General features: G+C 53.3%; 15 protein-coding genes and 1 tRNA gene. 12 read left to right on the top strand and 4 right to left on the bottom strand.

From position 1 onward, the window contains the following. Positions 1–441: 441 nt before the first annotated feature. The 10 genes from LC094_RS14005 (at position 442) to LC094_RS13960 (ending at position 12,584) form a co-directional block, all read left to right on the top strand. Positions 442–921, top strand: coding sequence for a hypothetical protein (locus LC094_RS14005; protein ID WP_226553415.1), 480 nt, complete (start codon positions 442–444; stop codon positions 919–921). Next, positions 884–1,333 carry a hypothetical protein gene (locus LC094_RS14000; RefSeq protein ID WP_226553414.1) on the top strand — a complete coding sequence of 150 codons (450 nt, stop codon included), beginning with the start codon at positions 884–886 and terminating at the stop codon, positions 1,331–1,333. Before LC094_RS14005 ends, LC094_RS14000 begins: the two co-directional genes overlap by 38 nt. Positions 1,334–1,896: 563 nt before the next feature. Then, positions 1,897–2,967 (top strand): AAA family ATPase, encoded by a 1,071-nt coding sequence (locus tag LC094_RS13995; RefSeq protein WP_226553413.1) that lies wholly within the window; start codon positions 1,897–1,899, stop codon positions 2,965–2,967. A 453-nt stretch (positions 2,968–3,420) separates the two neighbouring features. Continuing rightward, a complete protein-coding gene (locus LC094_RS13990; protein WP_226553412.1) occupies positions 3,421–3,963 on the top strand; it encodes a recombinase family protein in 543 nt (180 codons plus the stop codon). Between the two features lie 317 nt (positions 3,964–4,280). Then, a complete protein-coding gene (locus tag LC094_RS13985) occupies positions 4,281–6,041 on the top strand; it encodes a KAP family P-loop NTPase fold protein (protein ID WP_226553411.1) in 1,761 nt (586 codons plus the stop codon). Then, on the top strand, positions 6,038–6,799 hold the full coding sequence (locus tag LC094_RS13980; RefSeq protein WP_226553410.1) for a hypothetical protein: 762 nt from the start codon (positions 6,038–6,040) through the stop codon (positions 6,797–6,799). Before LC094_RS13985 ends, LC094_RS13980 begins: the two co-directional genes overlap by 4 nt. Then, positions 6,765–8,108 (top strand): Qat anti-phage system QueC-like protein QatC, encoded by a 1,344-nt coding sequence (qatC, locus tag LC094_RS13975; protein WP_226553409.1) that lies wholly within the window; start codon positions 6,765–6,767, stop codon positions 8,106–8,108. Before LC094_RS13980 ends, qatC begins: the two co-directional genes overlap by 35 nt. 9 nt (positions 8,109–8,117) lie before the next feature. Next, positions 8,118–8,831 (top strand): Qat anti-phage system TatD family nuclease QatD, encoded by a 714-nt coding sequence (qatD, locus tag LC094_RS13970; RefSeq protein WP_226553408.1) that lies wholly within the window; start codon positions 8,118–8,120, stop codon positions 8,829–8,831. Between the two features lie 403 nt (positions 8,832–9,234). Then, the gene (locus LC094_RS13965) at positions 9,235–10,908 is read left to right on the top strand and encodes a hypothetical protein (protein WP_226553407.1); all 1,674 of its coding nucleotides are present in this window, start codon (positions 9,235–9,237) and stop codon (positions 10,906–10,908) included. A 665-nt stretch (positions 10,909–11,573) separates the two neighbouring features. Beyond that, positions 11,574–12,584: a tyrosine-type recombinase/integrase gene (locus tag LC094_RS13960; protein WP_226553406.1), complete on the top strand. Its 1,011-nt coding sequence runs from the start codon at positions 11,574–11,576 to the stop codon at positions 12,582–12,584. Positions 12,585–12,694: 110 nt separating this feature from the next. On the opposite strand, the gene LC094_RS13955 is transcribed toward LC094_RS13960, so the two are convergent. From LC094_RS13955 to tgt, 4 genes are all read right to left on the bottom strand, one after another. Beyond that, positions 12,695–12,769, bottom strand: a tRNA-Val gene (locus LC094_RS13955). Between the two features lie 81 nt (positions 12,770–12,850). Then, positions 12,851–13,234, bottom strand: coding sequence for an HU family DNA-binding protein (locus LC094_RS13950; RefSeq protein WP_226553405.1), 384 nt, complete (start codon positions 13,232–13,234; stop codon positions 12,851–12,853). Positions 13,235–13,461: 227 nt separating this feature from the next. Then, positions 13,462–15,867 (bottom strand): endopeptidase La, encoded by a 2,406-nt coding sequence (gene lon / locus LC094_RS13945; RefSeq protein ID WP_226553404.1) that lies wholly within the window; start codon positions 15,865–15,867, stop codon positions 13,462–13,464. Between the two features lie 377 nt (positions 15,868–16,244). Next, a complete protein-coding gene (tgt, locus tag LC094_RS13940) occupies positions 16,245–17,390 on the bottom strand; it encodes a tRNA guanosine(34) transglycosylase Tgt (protein ID WP_226553403.1) in 1,146 nt (381 codons plus the stop codon). Positions 17,391–17,484: 94 nt separating this feature from the next. On the opposite strand from tgt, the gene LC094_RS13935 reads away from it, so the two are divergent. Next, a complete protein-coding gene (locus LC094_RS13935; RefSeq protein WP_226553402.1) occupies positions 17,485–18,399 on the top strand; it encodes a diacylglycerol/lipid kinase family protein in 915 nt (304 codons plus the stop codon). Continuing rightward, positions 18,396–19,232: a metallophosphoesterase family protein gene (locus LC094_RS13930; RefSeq protein WP_226553401.1), complete on the top strand. Its 837-nt coding sequence runs from the start codon at positions 18,396–18,398 to the stop codon at positions 19,230–19,232. The genes LC094_RS13935 and LC094_RS13930 overlap by 4 nt, the downstream gene beginning before the upstream one ends. The last annotated feature ends 1 nt before the right edge of the window (position 19,233 follow it).

Raw genomic sequence — 19,233 nt, 5'->3', positions numbered from 1 at the left:
AAAACCCAGTACGCATTGATCCATGCCGCCAAGGAATGAAGATTCGTTTAAGTCGGTTCGAAATGGTCTCAGGTTGAGGCGTCGGATAGCTAAAATTTGAGCCATACCTTACGCAAGCCGTGCCACGCGCCTCTCTTCCGCCGTTGCTCTTGCCCTGCTCGCGCCCGGATGGATGCCGTTATGTCAGGCAAAACGCGCAAGTTTTCGCATCCCCCTCAATTATGAACCGTTTCGCTGTGGCGTTAACCATTCTGAAAGACATTAACCATTTTCATGAGCCGATGACCCCGCCTTCACGGACCGCACAAAATGACCGGCCTGACATAGGATTTGGCACGAAAAACAAGCAGACATTCACATTGAAAGGGTCAAAAAAACCGCGTGACAGGTTCGAGATGGAAGACCAAAGCACAGCAAGCTCTCTGGGGGAATATTGCCCTGATGGGGATGCTTTTACTGATCCAGGCCCTGTCCCTTGTGCCAAATTTTCCTGCGCCGCCTCCGAGTCGCGGGCGCGTGCATCCGATTGTGTTGATCGTCACGACCGCGATCGCGATTGATCTGTTGCAACGGCTCCTGAACCTAAGAAACGCACGCCTCCGCCATACGTCATATTTCTCCTATGGCGCGCCTCTGCTCGTTGTTTTCATCATTCTGCGGCTGGCCGAACCCCATGGAAAACCGATTGGCCATGCTCTCACTCTTGTGGATGCCAGAAGGGTCACACTTTCGATCAGCCTCATGACATTGAGCGGCTTTCTGCTTTTGTCTCTGGTGCCGATACTCGGTCGACTTCGCCCCGCCGGGGCCTGGATCCACGTGTTGATCTTTGCGGCGCTCGGTGCTGCACATGCCCTCCGGGCCCGTCTCGCGCACGATCTCGGTGGGCCTGACGCAGCTGAACCGTTCGGACCGGCTTGAAACGGCAGTCAAATGGGCCGATTGGACGATACGTTCGGCCAAGGAAAACGGCCGCAACACAGTGGTCATGGCCGATGAGCGCTTTTCCGAGAACCTGCGCCTTAAAGGCGAGCTCACACGCCACCAAGACATCGTGCAGGCTTTGGAGAAGAACGAAATCAAGAAATATGTGCAGCCGATTTTTGATGCAGCACAGCACCGGGTGATTGGCTTTGATGCGCTGGGAACGGGAGGATGGGCAAATCGTGGTGCTGTGCTGAAATTACTGCGCAGTTTCGGAGCGTTGGCGGTATATCAACACGACATCGTCATCGATATTTGCGAGGCTGCGATCACCGAGCGGATCGACATGGATCAGTCCAACAGATTGTATGCACAGCGCATTTCGGATGTCATGCTGTCCGGCACCTGAGACCAGTCCCCCGATCACCATAGAAAAAGGGCGTCTCTGAAGAGACGCCCTCGGAAACTGGATGGTGGGTGATACGAGATTTGAACTCCTGACATCTTCGATATGTATTTTAATAACTAGATATAGCTAGTTTAGGAAATCCATATGAAATGAAATCAAAGACTTAGTGACTTCCTGTTTCGCACCACCATACCAAAAACACAGTATGTAGTGCGACAAAATTGCGACAGCCCCTCATTTTTGGCACAAACTTGGCACACTGCATTGAAGCTAAATCTGATTGAAAATGCACGTCCTCTCGAGGCCCACGTGGAACACCTCATCAGACAGTGTAGGACATGAAAACAGACGATCACCTATGGCTTGTACTCCGGCAGTGCATCCCTCATGGTGATGGAAGATGTCATCACAAAAATGGACTATCCGATCATGAGCTAAACCGCTTCATCACATCAAAGACTGACGGGTCTTCGTCATTAGCAGAGCGCACCGGCGGCCTCCTTGAGGCTCCGCCTACGCCCTACCGTGGGGCATCACGCATCATCTAATGAAGAGAAAATGTGATGAAGAATGCCACGACCAAAGGCACCTCAGCCAAAGATCGACTTGAAAATCTCAAATCCACAACGGCACAGGCCCTTTTTGAAAGGGACTTCAAACCACGCCAAATAATCATAGAGCCTTGGCTTCGCACCGAAGAAACAGCCGTGATTTGGGCCGACACAGGCGTTGGCAAGACCATGCTGTGCCTTAGCGTTGCCTTAGCCGTGGCTGGAGGAGGCAGTGTCGCAGACTGGACCACCTCAGAGCCACGGAAAGTACTCTACATTGACGGCGAGATGCATCTCCAAGACATGAAAGAGCGCCTCGAAATACTGTTTGACAGCCCAAACATTCTGCAACGCGAGAAACAGAAGAAGGATGCGCTTGCGAACCTCGAAATCCTAGCTCGTCAAGACCAAACCATAGGAGCTCCATTCTTCGACCTGACATCCAAAGAGAGCCAGAAGGTCCTCATCAACCGGGTGGTGCGTGACAAAGTGGAGTTGCTTATCTTGGACAACTTCACAACCCTTTCAGAAGGGCTGGACGACGAAAATGACTCTACCAGCTTCAAACAGGTCCAAGACTTTTTCCTGCAACTGAAACGAGCGGGCATCGCCACCGTTCTGGTTCATCACTCGAACAAACAGGGAAAGGCAATGAGAGGCTCAACCGCCCTAGCGGCGACCTTTGAGGCCATCATCGGGTTGGAAAAACCACGCATTTCGTCGCCCGGACAAGCCAAGTTCGTTGCCAAATTCAACAAATTTCGAGGGAAAGGCGATGAACGCCTAGCCGACCGAACGTGGTCCTTGGGAGACGATGGCTGGTTGGTGTCTGAGGCCAATCCTGAGGACCCCTCTGACGACCCAACTCTTGCAGCCCTGAAGTCCCTTCAGTTCACCTCCCGAGCACAGATTGCGGAAGAACTCGGCGTCAACAAATCCACCGTAACACGACGCATCCAGCAATGGGAGAAACTTGGTATTCTCAAGGAAGGAGAAGCGGACGAACTCTTTTCCAAAGCAAGCGAGCTTGAAACGGAATGGCAAAGAAGTGACCTGTACGGGGATGAAGACGAAGCGTTCTAGACGCCCAACGAGAGAGAAACACTGGGGTGCCCTTAGGGGCATCTCTCCTTTTGCCTAGAGGATACGAGAGAGCCATCGGCTCTCGTATAGGACATTAGAGTTGCACCGTTGCATTTCTTAGGCGCAACGCAACATGCAACGACCTAGGAGAATGACCTAAGGCCCGTAAGCTCCGCTTGGCAAACAGCCGACATCGCCCCCCAAACAACAATAAGAACAATATTAACCCCCTCTTTTTGAGTTCGCTTTCCGCATCCCCCCACCCCTTCTGAAACCACACCAAAAACGATCTGCCTTGTTTTCACGGCCCAACCTAGCCTGCCAATAGACCGTGCCCCTATGGCGTGTCGGTTTTGTGGCGGAATGGCCTGAATATGGAGTGGGTTTCGACTTTTGGCAGACACCCTGCCCCCGCTCCTAAGATTTCATTGGCAGATATAGGAGGGCAGACACATGCTCATCGGATACGCTCGCACATCGACACTAGAACAGAAGGCAGGCCTAGAGGCTCAGAGAGAGTCCCTAACGGCCATTGGATGCGAAAGGCTATGGGAGGAACAAACAAGCTCTGTGGGCCTCAGGGACGCCCTCAGGGCCGCTCTGGACTATGCACGAGAGGGAGACACCATTGTCGTTACAAAGCTGGACCGTTTGGCCCGCTCTGTGCGCCACCTTGGGGAAATCGTAGAGGAACTGGAGGCGAAAAACGTAGGGCTTCGAATTCTGAACTTGGGCTTGGACACCACCAACGCCACAGGGAAACTCATGCTCAACGTCTTAGGGTCTGTAGCGCAGTTCGAACGAGAGATGATGCTGGAGCGGCAACGTGAAGGCATCCGAAAGGCGAAAGAGGAAGGCAAGTACCGAGGGAGGAAGCCCACAGCCCGCCTCAAGGCCAAAGAGGCTCAACGCCTACTGGCTCAGGGTATGACCAAGAGGGACATCGCCAAGGAGATAGGGGTTTCGGAAAGGTCCGTGTATCGGATTCTAGAGTGACCCCAAACGGTGACTTGAGGCGGTCCAAAGAGTTGGGCTGCCAGACTTCTATACTGGTAGAGTTTTGAAAAGCCCTATTTCGGCCCAAACCGGACCTTGCTGGTGTCGTCAAGTGCTACGCCGCAGCTTTCCTGCAGCAGCCACTGACACCAGTTCACCCGGGACATCTTTTTCGCGATCCGTACACACATGTAGCCTAGGTCTCCTGGAGGGGCTATTGATACATCTCCTCAGAAATAACTGCATCTCACAATATTCCCACTTTCATAGGCACAATTTTTAAGCGAACGTTCGGAGAGTTTAAAAAAGGTATTTCCATGTGGTCCGACAACGAAACTGACATCGATTATTTGAACCATTCTGAAGTCGCCGAAATGATCTGCGACATGATCTCAGATGATACGTTGCTACCATTATCCGTTGGGGTTTACGGCGGATGGGGTGTTGGAAAATCCAGCATTTTACAGTTGGTAAACAAACGTCTTACCGACGATGGGAATACAATCGTAATCGAGTTCGACGCATGGTTGTACCAAGGTTTTGACGAAGCAAAATCGGCCTTAATGACCGTCATTTCTCAAGCCCTGATAACGGAAGCGCCCGAAGACCTGAAAGAGCAAGCAAAAGGGCTTTTCCGACGAGTGAACAAACTCAGACTCCTAGGCCTTGGCGCAGAAGCAGGGATGGCAGCTCTCGGTTTGCCCACGTTCGGTTTTGTGTCAAAAGCTATTGAATCTGGCGGTGATGCAATTGCCGGCAAAGGAGACGCGGAGGATTTAAAAGCCATTCAGGATGGCGTAGATACTGCAACCGGGAAGTTGAAAGGACTGATTGATCCCAAAGAGGTTCAATCTCCGCCAGAAGAAATCGCCGCATTTAAGGCAGAGTTTTCGGCTCTGTTGGATGGCCTAGATAAACGTTTGGTTGTCTTTGTAGATAACCTTGACCGCTGCCTTCCGAAAACTGCAATCGAAAACCTAGAGGCAATGCGACTGTTCCTTTCCCTCCCGAACACCGCATTCGTCGTTGCCGCAGATGTAGATATGGTTCGCCACGCTGTCGCCACCCATTTTTCGGGAGCCTCGAAGAAGCATGTCGAAGACTATCTGGATAAACTGGTCCAATTCCCCGTGGCTGTTCCGAGGCTTGGCCTACAAGAAGTGCAAGCTTTCCTTTGTATGTTAGTCTTATCTCGCTCCTCGGCTGTGAATGCAGCGGCTTTGGAAAGTGCCCGCACTTACTTACTGGAGACAATTCAAAACTCTTGGTCAGAAAGCGGAGAGTTCTCGCTGGATGAACTGTCTAAGATAGTTTCTGCGAATGCAGATCTGAAAACGCAGCTCGAAAACGTCCTGCGAATAGCACCAACGCTTGCTCAATCAAAAGCGGTCTTAGGGAACCCTCGGATAATTAAAAGGATGATGAACACCGTTCGTATGCGTCATGGTCTTGCTAAAAGACGAAAGATGAACTTGGACGAGGCTGTGATCGCAAAAATTTCGCTGTTCGAAAGGTGCACAAGCGACCGAGCTTTCGGTGATCTGCTAAAGATGGTGAATGCTTCTCCGAAAGGAAAGGTCAAGAAACTTTCATCGACCGACTTGGAAAAAATTGGCACATCCACAACTGGATTTCCTGAGAGTTGGCATGACCACAGAGAATTTATCGCCGAGTGGGGACAGTTATCTCCAGAGCTTTCAAAAGTAGACTTGCGCGCGGCAGTTTACTTGGCACGGGAAACTTTACCCCTTCAAATTAAGAATGCGACCCTTTCCCCAGAAACGATCAAGGCAATTGCAGCGCTTCTCCAGATTTCCACTCGAGTATCTAAGGCTGCGGGGAATGCAATAGATACAATACCGGCGGACGAAAGGTCGGCGGCGATGAGTGAGCTAATCAATACACTGCGCCAAGACGGTGATTGGTCTCGCAAGCGGGCAGATGTCAACGGCGCTGTCATCCTTGCAACCAAGCACCCGGAAACAAAAGATGATCTGTTGCGCTTCCTATCAAGTGTTCAACAGCCTGCGGCATGGCTCAGAAGCCTGATCGAGACATTGCAGAAAGGAGGTCAATGATGGGAACTTCTGCATCTTCCAAAGGCGGCCGTGGCCGCAATTCATTGGTTCCTGACTGGGCAGACGATCAACCTAGAGCTCCACTTCCTCCATCTGATCCCAACCGATACCGATCCTTTCGAAAAAGCTTTGGTGACTATGTTTCTGGCGGCGGCGGAAAAGCCCCTCTTCAGAAATCTTTAGGTAAATTCGCACGGCAAGCTTCGGGAGGAGCTGCGGTTGGCCCGAGACGTCTTGGTCAAGTTATTACATCAGGTGGCACATTCGGGGAGACCCTGAAAGCAATTGCCGATGGCAACGACGTCGCAGGACTTGATACCGATCGCTACACAGGCAAAACAGTAGATCAATTTGCTCAAGCTATCGCCGAACACGTAAGTGGGGATAGTCCGGACGCCGACGCCATCAACGTGGCAGTTCAGGAAGCTATTGAACATGTGCTTGATTTTGATGCCAACTTTGACCCGAACTCGCTAACCGACGATAACATTTCACAAATCATGATTGAGTACCTCGCTCAGTCGATATTTCAGATTATTGTCAATGAAGCCGGAAACTCGTGGAACCGATCTGATGATGTGGTGACGACTGCCAAATGTGAGACTGAGATTTTGGACCTGACAAGAGAGCATGTTGAGCAGTCATTTGCATCACAAGTGCAGCAAGCGGGCATCAAACTTGGCTCAGATGCAGTCGAAAGATACATGCGCACAGCAGCTCGACATGTTTGGCAAACTTGGGAGCGCTTTGATGACTAAGTGCATTCTTCACTTTCAAACCGAAGAAATCTCGCCAACAGTGACCATTGCGAACAACTGCCGCATAGTCAGGCTTTATGGAACTTGCCACAATATTGATAGGGCAGGCTACATTGGCAAAACCCTACCGGACAGGGTCGAACGTTTAGGGGCACCGACCAGCACCGCCGCGTTCGATTTTCTCACGATTTCGATGGCCGTCACTGCTGCGGATACTTTCTTCCGCAGAGAAGATGCTTCTGACAATGGTTGGGCGCGAGATTTCGATCTACATGTTCCTGTTGTGCAGCCAGACAAATGGACAGCGGCAAGACCGTTGCTACAGAGAATCCTGAACTTCCTGACAGGCGATCACTGGCAGTTTACGTTTCTACAGAATGGCCCTCCCAAACCAAACGCCATTGGTGGTCGACTTAGAAAAAAGTCAAATTTGCTGGGCGTTGATAGTGTTTGTTTGTACTCGGGCGGTTTGGACAGTTGGCTTGGCGCAAAATACCTGATTGCAAACGGAAACAACCCCATCCTAGTCAGTCACTCTTATCCTCAAGACGCGCAACGACAGAACTATCTTTATGATCGCTTAGGGCAACCTCTTCAGCGGTTTGCTTTCAACGCAAGCCCACGACAGTCGGGAAGCTCAAACGACACAACGATGCGTGGAAGAAGTTTCAATTTTCTGGCGATGGGAGCGGTTTGTGCGGATGCTGTGGCCGAACTCAACGGGCTAGGTAATGTACCTTTATACATACCGGAAAATGGCTTTATTGCTTTGAATGCACCTTTAACACCACGACGGATAGGGTCGCATAGTACTCGTACAGCCCATCCAAACTATTTGTCGCAGATGCAAGAGTTGTTTTCACGCGTGGGCATCAAAGCGATTATCGAAAACCCTTTCTGGACCATGACCAAAGGCGAAATGATGGTCGGAGCATCTCTAAACGCGAGTGATCAGCGATACGCCAGCCAAACCGTGTCCTGTGGTAAGTGGAAACGAAAGAGTGAGCAATGTGGTCGCTGTTTACCTTGTCTCATCCGAAGGGCTTCTTTCCTCAAAGCGGGTATTGCCGACAACACACCGTATACCTATTCAATACCGCAAAACTTCGCTGAGTATGATGGCACTAAAAAAGACGACCTGATGGCAGTGCTAAGGGCTGTCCAACCAAAGTCAAAGAAACAACGTCTAAAAAATGCACTGAAATCCGGCCCTCTTCCAATCGATGTCGCCGAGCGAGACCAATGGCTCGCCGTCTACGAGCGCGGTCTTAAGGAACTCGGCGATTTTCTCAAAAGCCAATGCATCTAGTGTGATACTGTGATCGATTTTCATTGCCACCTCGATTTGATGGAAGACCGGACCAGTACCATTCAGAAACTGGAGGCTGCACAAGCTTACGTGTTATCAGTGACGACCATTCCTAAGGCGTATCCGAAGACATCCCGGTTGGTGAAAAAGAATAGTCGAATTAGAACCGCTCTCGGCTATCACCCACAGCTTGTTGGTGAACGACCCAACGAGATGCCGCTGTTTGAAAGATTACTTCGGGAAACCCGATATGTCGGTGAAGTCGGCTTAGACGGGGGGAAAGAGTTTGTTGGTTCGAAAGAAGCTCAGGCCAAGGTTTTCGCTGAGATTCTTTCATTATGCCGAACTGAAAGAACCAAAATCATCTCCATTCACAGTCGCCATGCTGCGGATGCAGTGCTTGATAAAATTGAAGAGCATCCTGGTTGTGGTATTCCAGTTCTACATTGGTTCACGGGAAGCCGTGCTGAACTGGAGCGAGCGATCAAACTTGGATGCTGGTTCTCAGTAGGTGCGCCAATGCTGCGAAGTGCGAAAGGTAGAGCTGCCGTGTCTTTGATGCCAAGAGAGCGTATCTTGACTGAAACCGATGCACCGTTTGCAAGCAACGATGTACTTTCATCATTGAGCAAGGCAACTCGTGGACTTTCGAACGTTTGGCGCATGGATACCGCAGAGACAAAAAATACCTTGAAATCAAATCTGGCAAGATTGGTCGGCTAAACAAAGCCGCAAACCACCATTGGAAGAACGTAAAAATATTGTTGGTGCGGGTTTGGTGATTGGCTGCTTTTGGTCATGCATGTTGACCCTGTTGTATGCACAGCGAATGGCAGCTTCCCGCCCAAATAATGACGGAAGGTCGCAAACGGCCCATACCGGACATTCGTCAACGTGAAAGTGGCTGCAGCGCGGCGTAAGAAGAGAAATAGCTGAAAGTTGGTGATGACACTGAGGGGCGGCATATCATGGCGGTGTTGAATACGCCGTCAATTCTCGAAGAGAGAGGGATATGCCACATGACGAAAGATACCATCACCACCTTGCGGTTTTCGTGGCATTGGAATCTAAATCTATCGAAGCACGCGGGGGGTGTTTGTAAAACAAAGTACAGTATGAGGGCGCTTTGACCAAATACACATCTATTATTTTCTGTCACGGAATTGGAAGTCCGCGAGAATACCTTAGTGCGGCTAATTTTATAGACGCACTGGATCGACAAGGCAACCGCGAGAATCCATCTGAGCTTGGATACATAAGAGACATCAGTAGCGAAATTGAGGCATCATCAAAAGACAAAGGATCATTCCGGAACTATGTAGAATTTACGAGATTTCAACACATCAAGGAAAAGCCCCGGCCTGTAAAGAAATACCGTGTCTATGAGGCATATTGGGCTGGCGATCAGCACAAGAACTCTGGAATATTTGGCGTTTTTCTGTGGCTTCTCAAAATTGCGTTCAAATTTTTTTTTACCTCTGCTTCGCGCTGGCGGAAGTACCCCACCCACAAGCGGCGCATCTTGAACAAGATAAAGGTAAGTGGCGACCTCAGAAGAAAGATGGAGAAGAGGTACTCTGAATTTGACAACAGTGACAATAGGGGGAGATTTCCGAAAGGCCGGTTCCGCGATTTTCAAGAGTATTTGTCGGAGAGATCAAGTGACCAAGAAAGGGTTGACCTTCAGGAGCTGGCTTCGGCTTGGCGGAGAGGGTTGAAGAAAAATAATTTGGAAGCTTTTTTGAAGGCCGTGGCGGTCTCCACACCACTTCTGGCGCTTTTGGTATTCGTGTATTCACTTTTTTTCTTTGCATCCAGCAAGCTTGTTGGGGCGATCGAATTTGACTTCCTGAAAATCGAAGTGGCTTCCCAAATTGTAGCTTTCCTTGCAACGCTTCTGGCGGCCTCTGGCGCTTGGGTCCTTTCCCGAAGATTGATATCAGACGTCATGGCGTGGACAACCATGCATGAAGGCCATGAAAGGTTTTTGACACGCGAGCGAAGAGTGAATTTAGCCAAAGACTTGATTCAGGATGTCTTGTCGGACAGTAACTGTAGTCGCTGCGTCTTGGTTGGTCACAGCTTGGGGTCGGCGATAATTCTGGATGCTTTTCTTCGCCTCAATTCCCACTGCAGAGCCACAAATATTTCCAAAACTGACCGTGAGAAATCTATTGCCGAAGTGAGAAAGGTTAGTCACATCTTCACAATCGGCAGCCCAATTCAAAAGATTGCAAGTCTCTTCTATGCAGATAGCGGTGAGAACCATCGCTATCATAGAGTTCGGCATAGCAATCCTTACCTTTTGGATCAGCCAGCTTGGGGTGAACATGGTGGACCGCGAATAGTCAATTTTTGGAGCAGGTACGATCTTGTGAGTTCAGAGATCAACTGCCTACTTCAAGCCATAGAGTCGAATGGCGACGAAGGGGACGCTATTGGAGTGGATAACATTGAGGTTGCGCCAATCGGAACCCCTTTCCCACTCGCCGCACACTCTGGGTACTTTAATGATCCATTTTCCATGGCAGTTATTTACCAATCGGTAGCATCTGGAAAGCTAAGCGAAGCCAGAATGCATCGAGCAAGCTTCAAGAGTGAAATATCTGGATGGATGAAATTAGTTCTTACGGCGCTTTCTTTTCTCTTCGTCGCAGCGATAGTCCTCTGGGTTTTAATCGATGTGAATGATGGGTGGCTCGCCGTAGGCGTCGCATCTATGGCTCTTATAAATCTGAGTGCCGTTTTCGCGGTGATACGGTTGGACTACCGACGGCATCGAGGCGATGCCAAAGATTGACACTTGGGAGCTGCCGTGCTTTGCTTGTAGGTAGAGTTAGGCGCATACTCTGTAAAAGCGTCTACAAAGGGGGAGGTGGCTTGCTGTCTCCCCCGCCTTTTTGCCGTAGAATTGTACTGTTCGCTATCAAAGCCTCAAATCGGGGTTGGTGCAGCAGGTACGTTGTGCCACTTGGGTCGTTCGGTGCGAGACTTGTCTTATAGCAGCAGTGCAGCACACTAGATCAGGCTTTTGCGCTTAAAGCCCACTGCTTTGCGACTGCAGCGAATTCACACTTTCCGCCCATTGCCTAAAGGTAGTGCTGTGCAAACTCCGAAAAGCCTATCGACCGTGCATGCATGCCTTTTTGAAACAAAACATACGGCCTTTACCAATCAAGCACACTTCAAGCCATGCCTCAGGTGGCCGCTATTGTGTGCAAAAAAAATTCGACGCCTCCAAATTCATTGAAACTGCTAGACAGCCTAGATTTTACACCGCCATCAACTCCCTACCCCTCCCGTGACAGTTTTGTGGAGCAATAGCCCCATATTGGAGCAGCGAAGCCTCAAAGGCTGAACCGCTCTTAAAATCAAATTCCCCGGACATCACGAAAACCATCCGCCTCATTGCCTTTAGCAATCGGGCCGTAAAGACGTGCTCGGGGCTTTCTACGGAGATATCCAATGAAACTCTATAAACGTACCGGGTCCCCCTATTGGTGGTACTCATTCACGGCGAACGGCAAGCGCTTTCGGGGCTCAACCAAACGGCAACTCGCAGATCATCAAGGGGCGAAACGCTTTTTGTCAGAAGAATACAATAACGCCCTTAATTGTAGCCAGTTTGGAGAGAAGGCAGAAATCGCTCTGGAGGATGCCTTCAAGGTAACGCTGGGCGAAGTGTCAGGCCAAACCAAGCGGCTCTACACCTCGGCCTCAAATCACCTCTTCGACTTCTTTGGCAAAGATAAGCTCCTGTCGTCACTCACAGACATCGACATTGAGCAGTATGTGTCAGAGCGCAAACGACTGGGAAAGAAAGCGAACACGATCCGTGGGGAACTCAAGGCCCTCTTTCGCGCCGCAAACCGAGTGACAAAAACCCATAAAACCAATCGAGATTTGGAAATGCCGAAACTCAAAGGTTTTGTAAAAACACGCTACCTCACCGACACCGAGGAGGCCAAAATCGTCACTCGCCTCAGTACAGAGAACACCATCACAGACCAGAAAGCCCTCAACCTCTTTTTGGTCCTGATTGATACTGGGATGCGACTACGAGAAGCCACTAATTTAGCTTGGGAAGACATCGACACGAAGCGCTCTACAATCGAGGTCTACCGCTCCAAGACTGAAAGCCTCTCCCTAGTCCCAATAACCCAGCGGGTCCTCAAGGTGTTCGAAGCCCTAAAGGGTCAGGAGCAGCCCTTCGAGAAGATGGAATGGGCAATTAAGCACCTGAACAGAGTGATCGATAGTGTCTGCAACAACAGCCCTCAGAAGACCGCTCAGCGGGGCAAAGCAACCATACACTCCTTGAGAGACACTTATGCGACACGCCTGCGAAAAAGGGGAATGCCCTTAAGCGATATTGCTGTCCTCCTAGGACACACTACTGCGGCAATGTCTGCAAAGTATGCCCACCTTGAGAGTAGTGATGTCCTTGAAACAGCAAGATCACTTTTACAGCGGTGATTCAGACTACAAATGGCAAGGCTTTGTCACAAAATTGGCACACAAAATTGCCTCAAGGGCTTAACCTTGCCAAACCCAATATAACGCTCTGATTTTCCAAGGGAATTTAATGGTGGGTGATAAGAGATTTGAACTCCTGACATCTTCGATGTGAACGAAGCGCTCTACCACTGAGCTAATCACCCGCCGTGGCGCGGTGTTTAGCCTCTGCCCCAGCCCGATGCAAGAGGTTTTTCCGAGAAAATTCCTCTGACCGTAAATGTCTGTCAGGACGCGTCGTCGCTGTCGTTTTCTGCGGCCATATCTTCGCTGCCCTTCTCTTCCAACATCGCTTTGGGACGGCGCAATTTTGCGACGATGATATGCGCGCCCGAGGCCTCTCGCACGCGGTTCACGCTCATTTTGCCCAGAGGCGGCAGGTTCAGCTCCTCCTCGCGCTGGAGCGCATCGCCCAGCTCTTTCAGCGTCGCTTCGACCACCTTCTTGACATCAGAGCGTTTCACGCCCGAGGCCTCTGCCACCTTTGCGAAGAGGTCCTTTTTCTTCATGGCGGTCACCAGAGTGGTTTCGGGCGCCTCGACCGGGGCGGGTTCGGTCGTTGCGGGCACGGTCTTTTTCGCAGAGGCGGTCTTTTTGGTGGTCGTTGTCACAGGAATTGTCCTTGTTGTCTTGCTCGTCGACATTATTGCACTTGCGGAAACCTTAGCGCTCGAACCACTTGGCGCGCAACGGGCAAATACATCTTTGGCGCGCCGAAGACAGGCCTTCGGAAAAGATGCTTAAACCTAAGCCATCAAAAAGAAAATTCATACATCTCAGAACGACAAAAGCCGACCCGAAGGCCGGCTTTCGCAAAGTCATTGTTTCCAGATCAGGATCAATGCGCGACTGCGCCCTGCCCCTCACCGGTCGAGGAAATCTTGGCCAGACGCGCAGCTTCTTCTGCGGCATCGTCCCATTCAATCGGCTCAGGTTGACGCACCAGCGCGTGTTTGAGCACCTCGGACACATGCGTCACGGGGATGATTTCCAGCCCCTCTTTGACATTGTCCGGGATGTCCGCCAAATCCTTGACGTTCTCCTCCGGGATGAGCACGGTTTTGATCCCGCCCCGCAGCGCCGCCAGCAGTTTCTCCTTGAGCCCACCGATGGCCGTCGCATTGCCACGCAAGGACACCTCGCCGGTCATGGCGATGTCTTTGCGCACCGGGATTTGCGTCAGAACGGAGACAATGGTGGTGACCATCGCCAGACCCGCAGAGGGCCCGTCCTTCGGCGTCGCGCCATCGGGCACGTGGACGTGGATGTCCATCGTGTCAAAGAGCGGCGGTTTCACCCCGATCGAAGGCGCGATGGAGCGCACATAGGAACTGGCCGCATCGATGGATTCCTTCATCACATCGCCCAGTTTCCCAGTGGTCTTCATCCGGCCTTTACCCGGCAGTTTCAGCGCCTCGATCTGCAACAGATCGCCGCCGACCGACGTGTAGGCCAAGCCGGTCACAACACCGATCTGATCCTCTTTCTCGGCCAGACCGTAGCGGAACTTTTTGACCCCCAAGAACTCTTCGAGGTTCTCCGGCGTGACCTGCACGCTCTCGACCTCTTTCTTGATGATCTTCGTCACCGCCTTACGGGCGATCTTGGCGAATTCACGCTCCAGATTCCGCACGCCAGCCTCACGGGTGTAGTAGCGGATCACATCCATGATCGCCCCATCCGTGACAGAGAATTCCTTGGCTTTGAGGCCATGGTTCTTCACCTGTTTCGGCAGCAAATGCTGTTTCGCGATCTCGGCCTTTTCCTCTTCGGTATAGCCCGAGAGCGGAATGATCTCCATCCGGTCGAGAAGCGGCCCCGGCATGTTGTAGCTGTTCGACGTGGTCAGGAACATCACGTTGGAGAGATCGTATTCGACCTCCATATAGTGATCCACAAAGGTGGAGTTCTGTTCCGGATCAAGCACTTCGAGCATGGCCGATGCAGGGTCGCCACGGAAGTCCTGCCCCATCTTGTCGATCTCGTCGAGCAAGATGAGCGGGTTCGTCGTCTTCGCCTTTTTCAAGGCTTGGATGATCTTGCCCGGCATGGAGCCGATATAGGTCCGACGGTGACCGCGGATCTCGGATTCATCGCGCACACCGCCCAGAGAGATGCGAATGAACTCGCGCCCAGTGGCCTTGGCGACCGATTTGCCCAAAGAGGTCTTACCCACGCCCGGCGGGCCGACGAGGCACATGATCGGGCCTTTCAGCTTTTTCGAACGCTGCTGCACCGCGAGATATTCGACGATGCGTTCCTTGACCTTTTCAAGCCCGTAGTGATCGGCGTCCAAGATTTCCTCAGCCCGGCCAAGGTCCTTTTTGACGCGCGATTTCGTGCCCCACGGGATCGACAACATCCAGTCGAGATAGTTGCGCACCACCGTGGCCTCCGCCGACATCGGCGACATATTCTTGAGCTTTTTAAGCTCGGCCTCGGCCTTCTCGGCGGCCTCTTTCGACAGTTTGGTCGCAGCGATTTTCTCTTCGAGCTCGGCGATCTCGCCGGCCCCGTCCTCGCCATCGCCCAACTCCTTCTGAATGGCCTTCATCTGCTCATTCAGATAGTACTCGCGCTGGGTGCGCTCCATCTGGGATTTGACGCGGGTCTTGATCTTTTTCTCGACCTGCAACACGGACATTTCGCCCTGCATCAGGCCGTAAACCGCCTCGAGGCGCTCATCGACCGCCAGCGTTTCCAGAAGTTTCTGTTTCTGTTCGACCTCAACGCCCAGATGACCGGCCACGAGATCGGCAAGCTTCGCCGGTTCGCGCGTCTCGGAGACGGCGACCAGAGCTTCCTCGGGGACGTTCTTTTTCACCTTGGCGTAATGTTCGAATTCCTCACGGACCGAGCGCAACAAAGCCGCCACGGCTTCCGCATCGCCTTCGCTTTCGTCGAGCGGCGAGATTTCGGCCTCGAAATGGCTGTCATTGTCGAGAAAACGGGTCAGTTTCACCCGGCGCTCGCCCTCGACCAGCACTTTGACGGTGCCATCGGGCAGCTTCAGAAGTTGCAGCACATTGGCCAGCACGCCGACGCGGTAGATGCCGTCGGTGTCCGGGTCGTCCACGGCCGGATCGATCTGGGCGGACAACAGAATTTGCTTGTCCTGCGCCATGACCTCTTCGAGCGCTTTCACGGATTTTTCGCGTCCCACAAACAGCGGCACGACCATATGCGGAAACACCACAATGTCGCGCAGCGGCAGGACGGGATAGGATTGGAGTTGCTCGTGCATTGTCATTCCTTATCTTGGCAAAAGAGCCGGACCCCATAATGGCAGCCATTGGCTCTTTCCTGTCTTGGTGACTATATCTGGGGGCCTGTCCCCGGGATTTCAACCAAGTCAAGTTGCGGCTGATATCGAGTTTGCCCCTCATCTGCGCCTCTCGCAAGGGCAGAATTGCCCCCAAAGCGCGGGTTTTTCGCATCAAAATGCGCAAAAATGGGATTAAAAGCCCCTGTTTTACAGAAAACGCAAGAAAATGGAGGGGTTACCCTTAGCCGTTTTCCTGCCTGTTTTTCCCGCAAGACAGATCACAACACAGATCACAGGCGATCAAGATGCTGTGGACACCCCCACAGCCCCCAAAAAACAACCTAGGGTTGATTCCTTCAAATCGGCTCGATATCGCCTTCGGCGCGTTTGGCGTGGAACTCAGTTTCCCAAGCCTCAAATGTGCCGCCCGCAATCGCATCGCGCATGCCCTGCATGATTTCCTGAAAATAATGCAGGTTGTGCCAGGTCAAAAGCATGCCGGAGATCATCTCGTGGCTGCGGAAGACGTGGTGCAGATAGGCGCGCGAATAGTTCGAGCAGGCCGGACAGGTGCACTGTTCATCCAGCGGACGCGGATCGTCGGCGTGGCGCGCGTTCTTGATGTTGACCTGCCCGCGCCGGGTCCAGGCTTGGCCCGTGCGACCAGACCGCGAGGGCAGCACACAGTCCATCATGTCGATACCGCGTTTGACGGCGCCGACGATGTCATCGGGTTTGCCCACGCCCATCAGGTAACGCGGCTTGTCCGTCGGCAACATATCCGGCGCGAAATCCAGCGTGGCGAACATGGCCTCCTGCCCCTCGCCCACGGCCAGACCGCCCAATGCGTAACCATCGAACCCGATCTCTTTCAAGGCCTCGGCGCTTTCTTCGCGGAAATCCTGTTCCAAGCCGCCCTGTTGAATACCGAACAGCGCATGCCCCGGACGGTCGCCGAACGCCTCCTTGGACCGGGCCGCCCACCGCATCGACAGCCGCATCGACTCCGCGATCCGGTCGCGATCTGCGGGCAGCGCGGGGCATTCGTCGAAACACATCACAATGTCGGAGCCGAGGAGTTTTTGAATCTCCATTGAGCGCTCTGGCGTCAACTCATGCTTGGAGCCATCGACATGCGAGCGAAATGTCACGCCCTTTTCGGTCAGCTTGCGCAGATCGGCGAGGCTCATGACCTGAAACCCGCCGCTGTCGGTCAGAATGGGCCGTTCCCAATTCATGAACTTGTGCAGCCCGCCCAAATTCGCAATCCGTTCCGCCGTTGGGCGCAGCATCAGGTGATAAGTGTTGCCCAAGAGGATGTCGGCGCCGGTCGCGCGCACGCTTTCGGGCATCATCGCCTTGACAGTCGCGGCCGTCCCCACCGGCATGAAGGCCGGCGTGCGGATCTCGCCCCGCGGCGTCGAGATCACGCCGGTGCGGGCCTTGCCGTCGGTGGCATTGAGGGAGAATGAGAATCGTTCGGGCGTGGTGTTCTGGGTCATGGCGGAGGCTTTAGCGCCAAACGCGCTTTCAGGCCAGATGCAACCATTCTGGGCCTCGGGTGTTAAACGGTGCATCTGTTGCTTTGGAGGTCCCATGCGCGCCGTCATCCTTGCCAATCGCCAGTCCGGCACCAACCGCCAAGATGCGGAGGCCTTAGACCGCGCCTGTGCCGCTTTTGGCGAAGGCTGCGAGGTCATTGCGCTCGATCCGGACACCGATTTGAGCGACCTGATCGATCATAAAATCAACGAGGGCGCCGAGGCGGTGATCTCTGCGGGCGGCGATGGGACGGCCATGGCGATTGCCAACGCGATGCTGGGCCGCGAGGTGCCGATGGGGGTTCTGCCGATGGGCACCTTCAACTATTTCACGCGCGGGCTGGGCCTCTCGGAGGTGCCCGAAGAGGCCGCCGCCCAACTGCGCGACGGCGAGCCCCGCGACATTCGGATCGGACAGGTCAATGGCCGCGCCTTTCTCAACAACGCCTCTCTGGGCGTCTATCCCGCGATCCTCAAGAAACGCGAGGCGATTTACGACCGTTGGGGGCGGCATCGCGTGGTGGCCTATTGGTCGGTGATCAAAACCATTCTTCAGACCCAGCACCGGATGAAATTGTCGATCACGGCGGATGGTACGACGCATGAGGTGAAGACGCCTTTGGTCTTTATCGCGCGCTCGGCCTATCAGCTTGAGGTCTTCGGCCTCAATGGCGCGGAGACCATCTCGGAAGATGGCTTTGCGACCTTCGTCATTCACGCGCGCTCTCGCATGGACCTGTTGCGCCTCGCCGTCACGCTCGCGGCGCGTAAGATGCCGCCGCGACAGGATTTCACCCTCATTCGCGCGCATGACTTGGTGATCGAACATCAAGGCAAGGCGCAGCCACCGTTTTTGACCGCCTTCGACGGCGAAAAGGCGCGGCTGTCGGCGCCGCTGCGCCTGTCGATGAGCGAGGCGCCGCTGCGCATTCTCACTCCAAAAGCGACGGAGGACCACATCGCCGCATGACCCGACTGATCCATCTCTCCGATCTGCATTTCGGCCGCACCGACCCGGCGCTGGCGGGGCCATTATTACGCACCATTGCCCGGCAAGAGCCAACTTTGGTGGTGATTTCCGGCGATTTCACCCAGCGCGCGCGGCCCGGTCAGTTCGAGAAAGCCAAGGCCTTTGTCGAGGCCATCGAGGCGACTGAGACACCTGTGCTTTCGGTCCCCGGCAATCACGACACACCACTTTATAACCTCTTCATGCGCTGGCTCATGCCTTACGCGCGCTACAAACGGGCGATTTCGCGCGATCTGGAACCCACGTTTGAGACGCCGGATTTGCGCGTCGTGGGCATCAACACCGTCAATCCCTTTGCCTGGCAAAGCGGCAAGCTCTCTGCCCGCCACATCACCCGCGCGATGGAGCATTTCGGCGAAGATGACGGGCGGCTGCGCGTCGCTGTGTTGCACCACCCGTTGCAACAGCCGCCCACTCTGGACAAGCCGAAAACCCGTGGCGCAAAGGCGGCGCTCACCGCGCTTTCGGCGGCGGGCGCCGATCTTGTGCTCTCAGGTCATTTGCACAATGCGCAGGCCGTGCCCTTTACGCAGGTCCCCGGTGTCTTGTTTGTGCAGGCGGGCACGGCTCTGTCGACCCGCACACGCGGCACGCCAAATACGTTCAATCAGATTGACCTGAAACCTGATGGTACCCTGTCCGTGACGGTCTGGAGCGCGACCGAAGGCGATGGGTTTCTGCCCGGCCCGCCCCTGAGCTATGAGAAAGGCGGAACGGGCTGGGTGCTCAAGGGGCAAGAGTTTGCCTCTGCCCCTCTTCGCGCCCGGCTTTAGA

Source organism: Celeribacter naphthalenivorans, from assembly GCF_020524585.1.
Taxonomy (GTDB): Bacteria; Pseudomonadota; Alphaproteobacteria; order Rhodobacterales; family Rhodobacteraceae; genus Celeribacter; species Celeribacter naphthalenivorans.
This window is presented reverse-complemented; position numbering and strand designations above follow the sequence as displayed.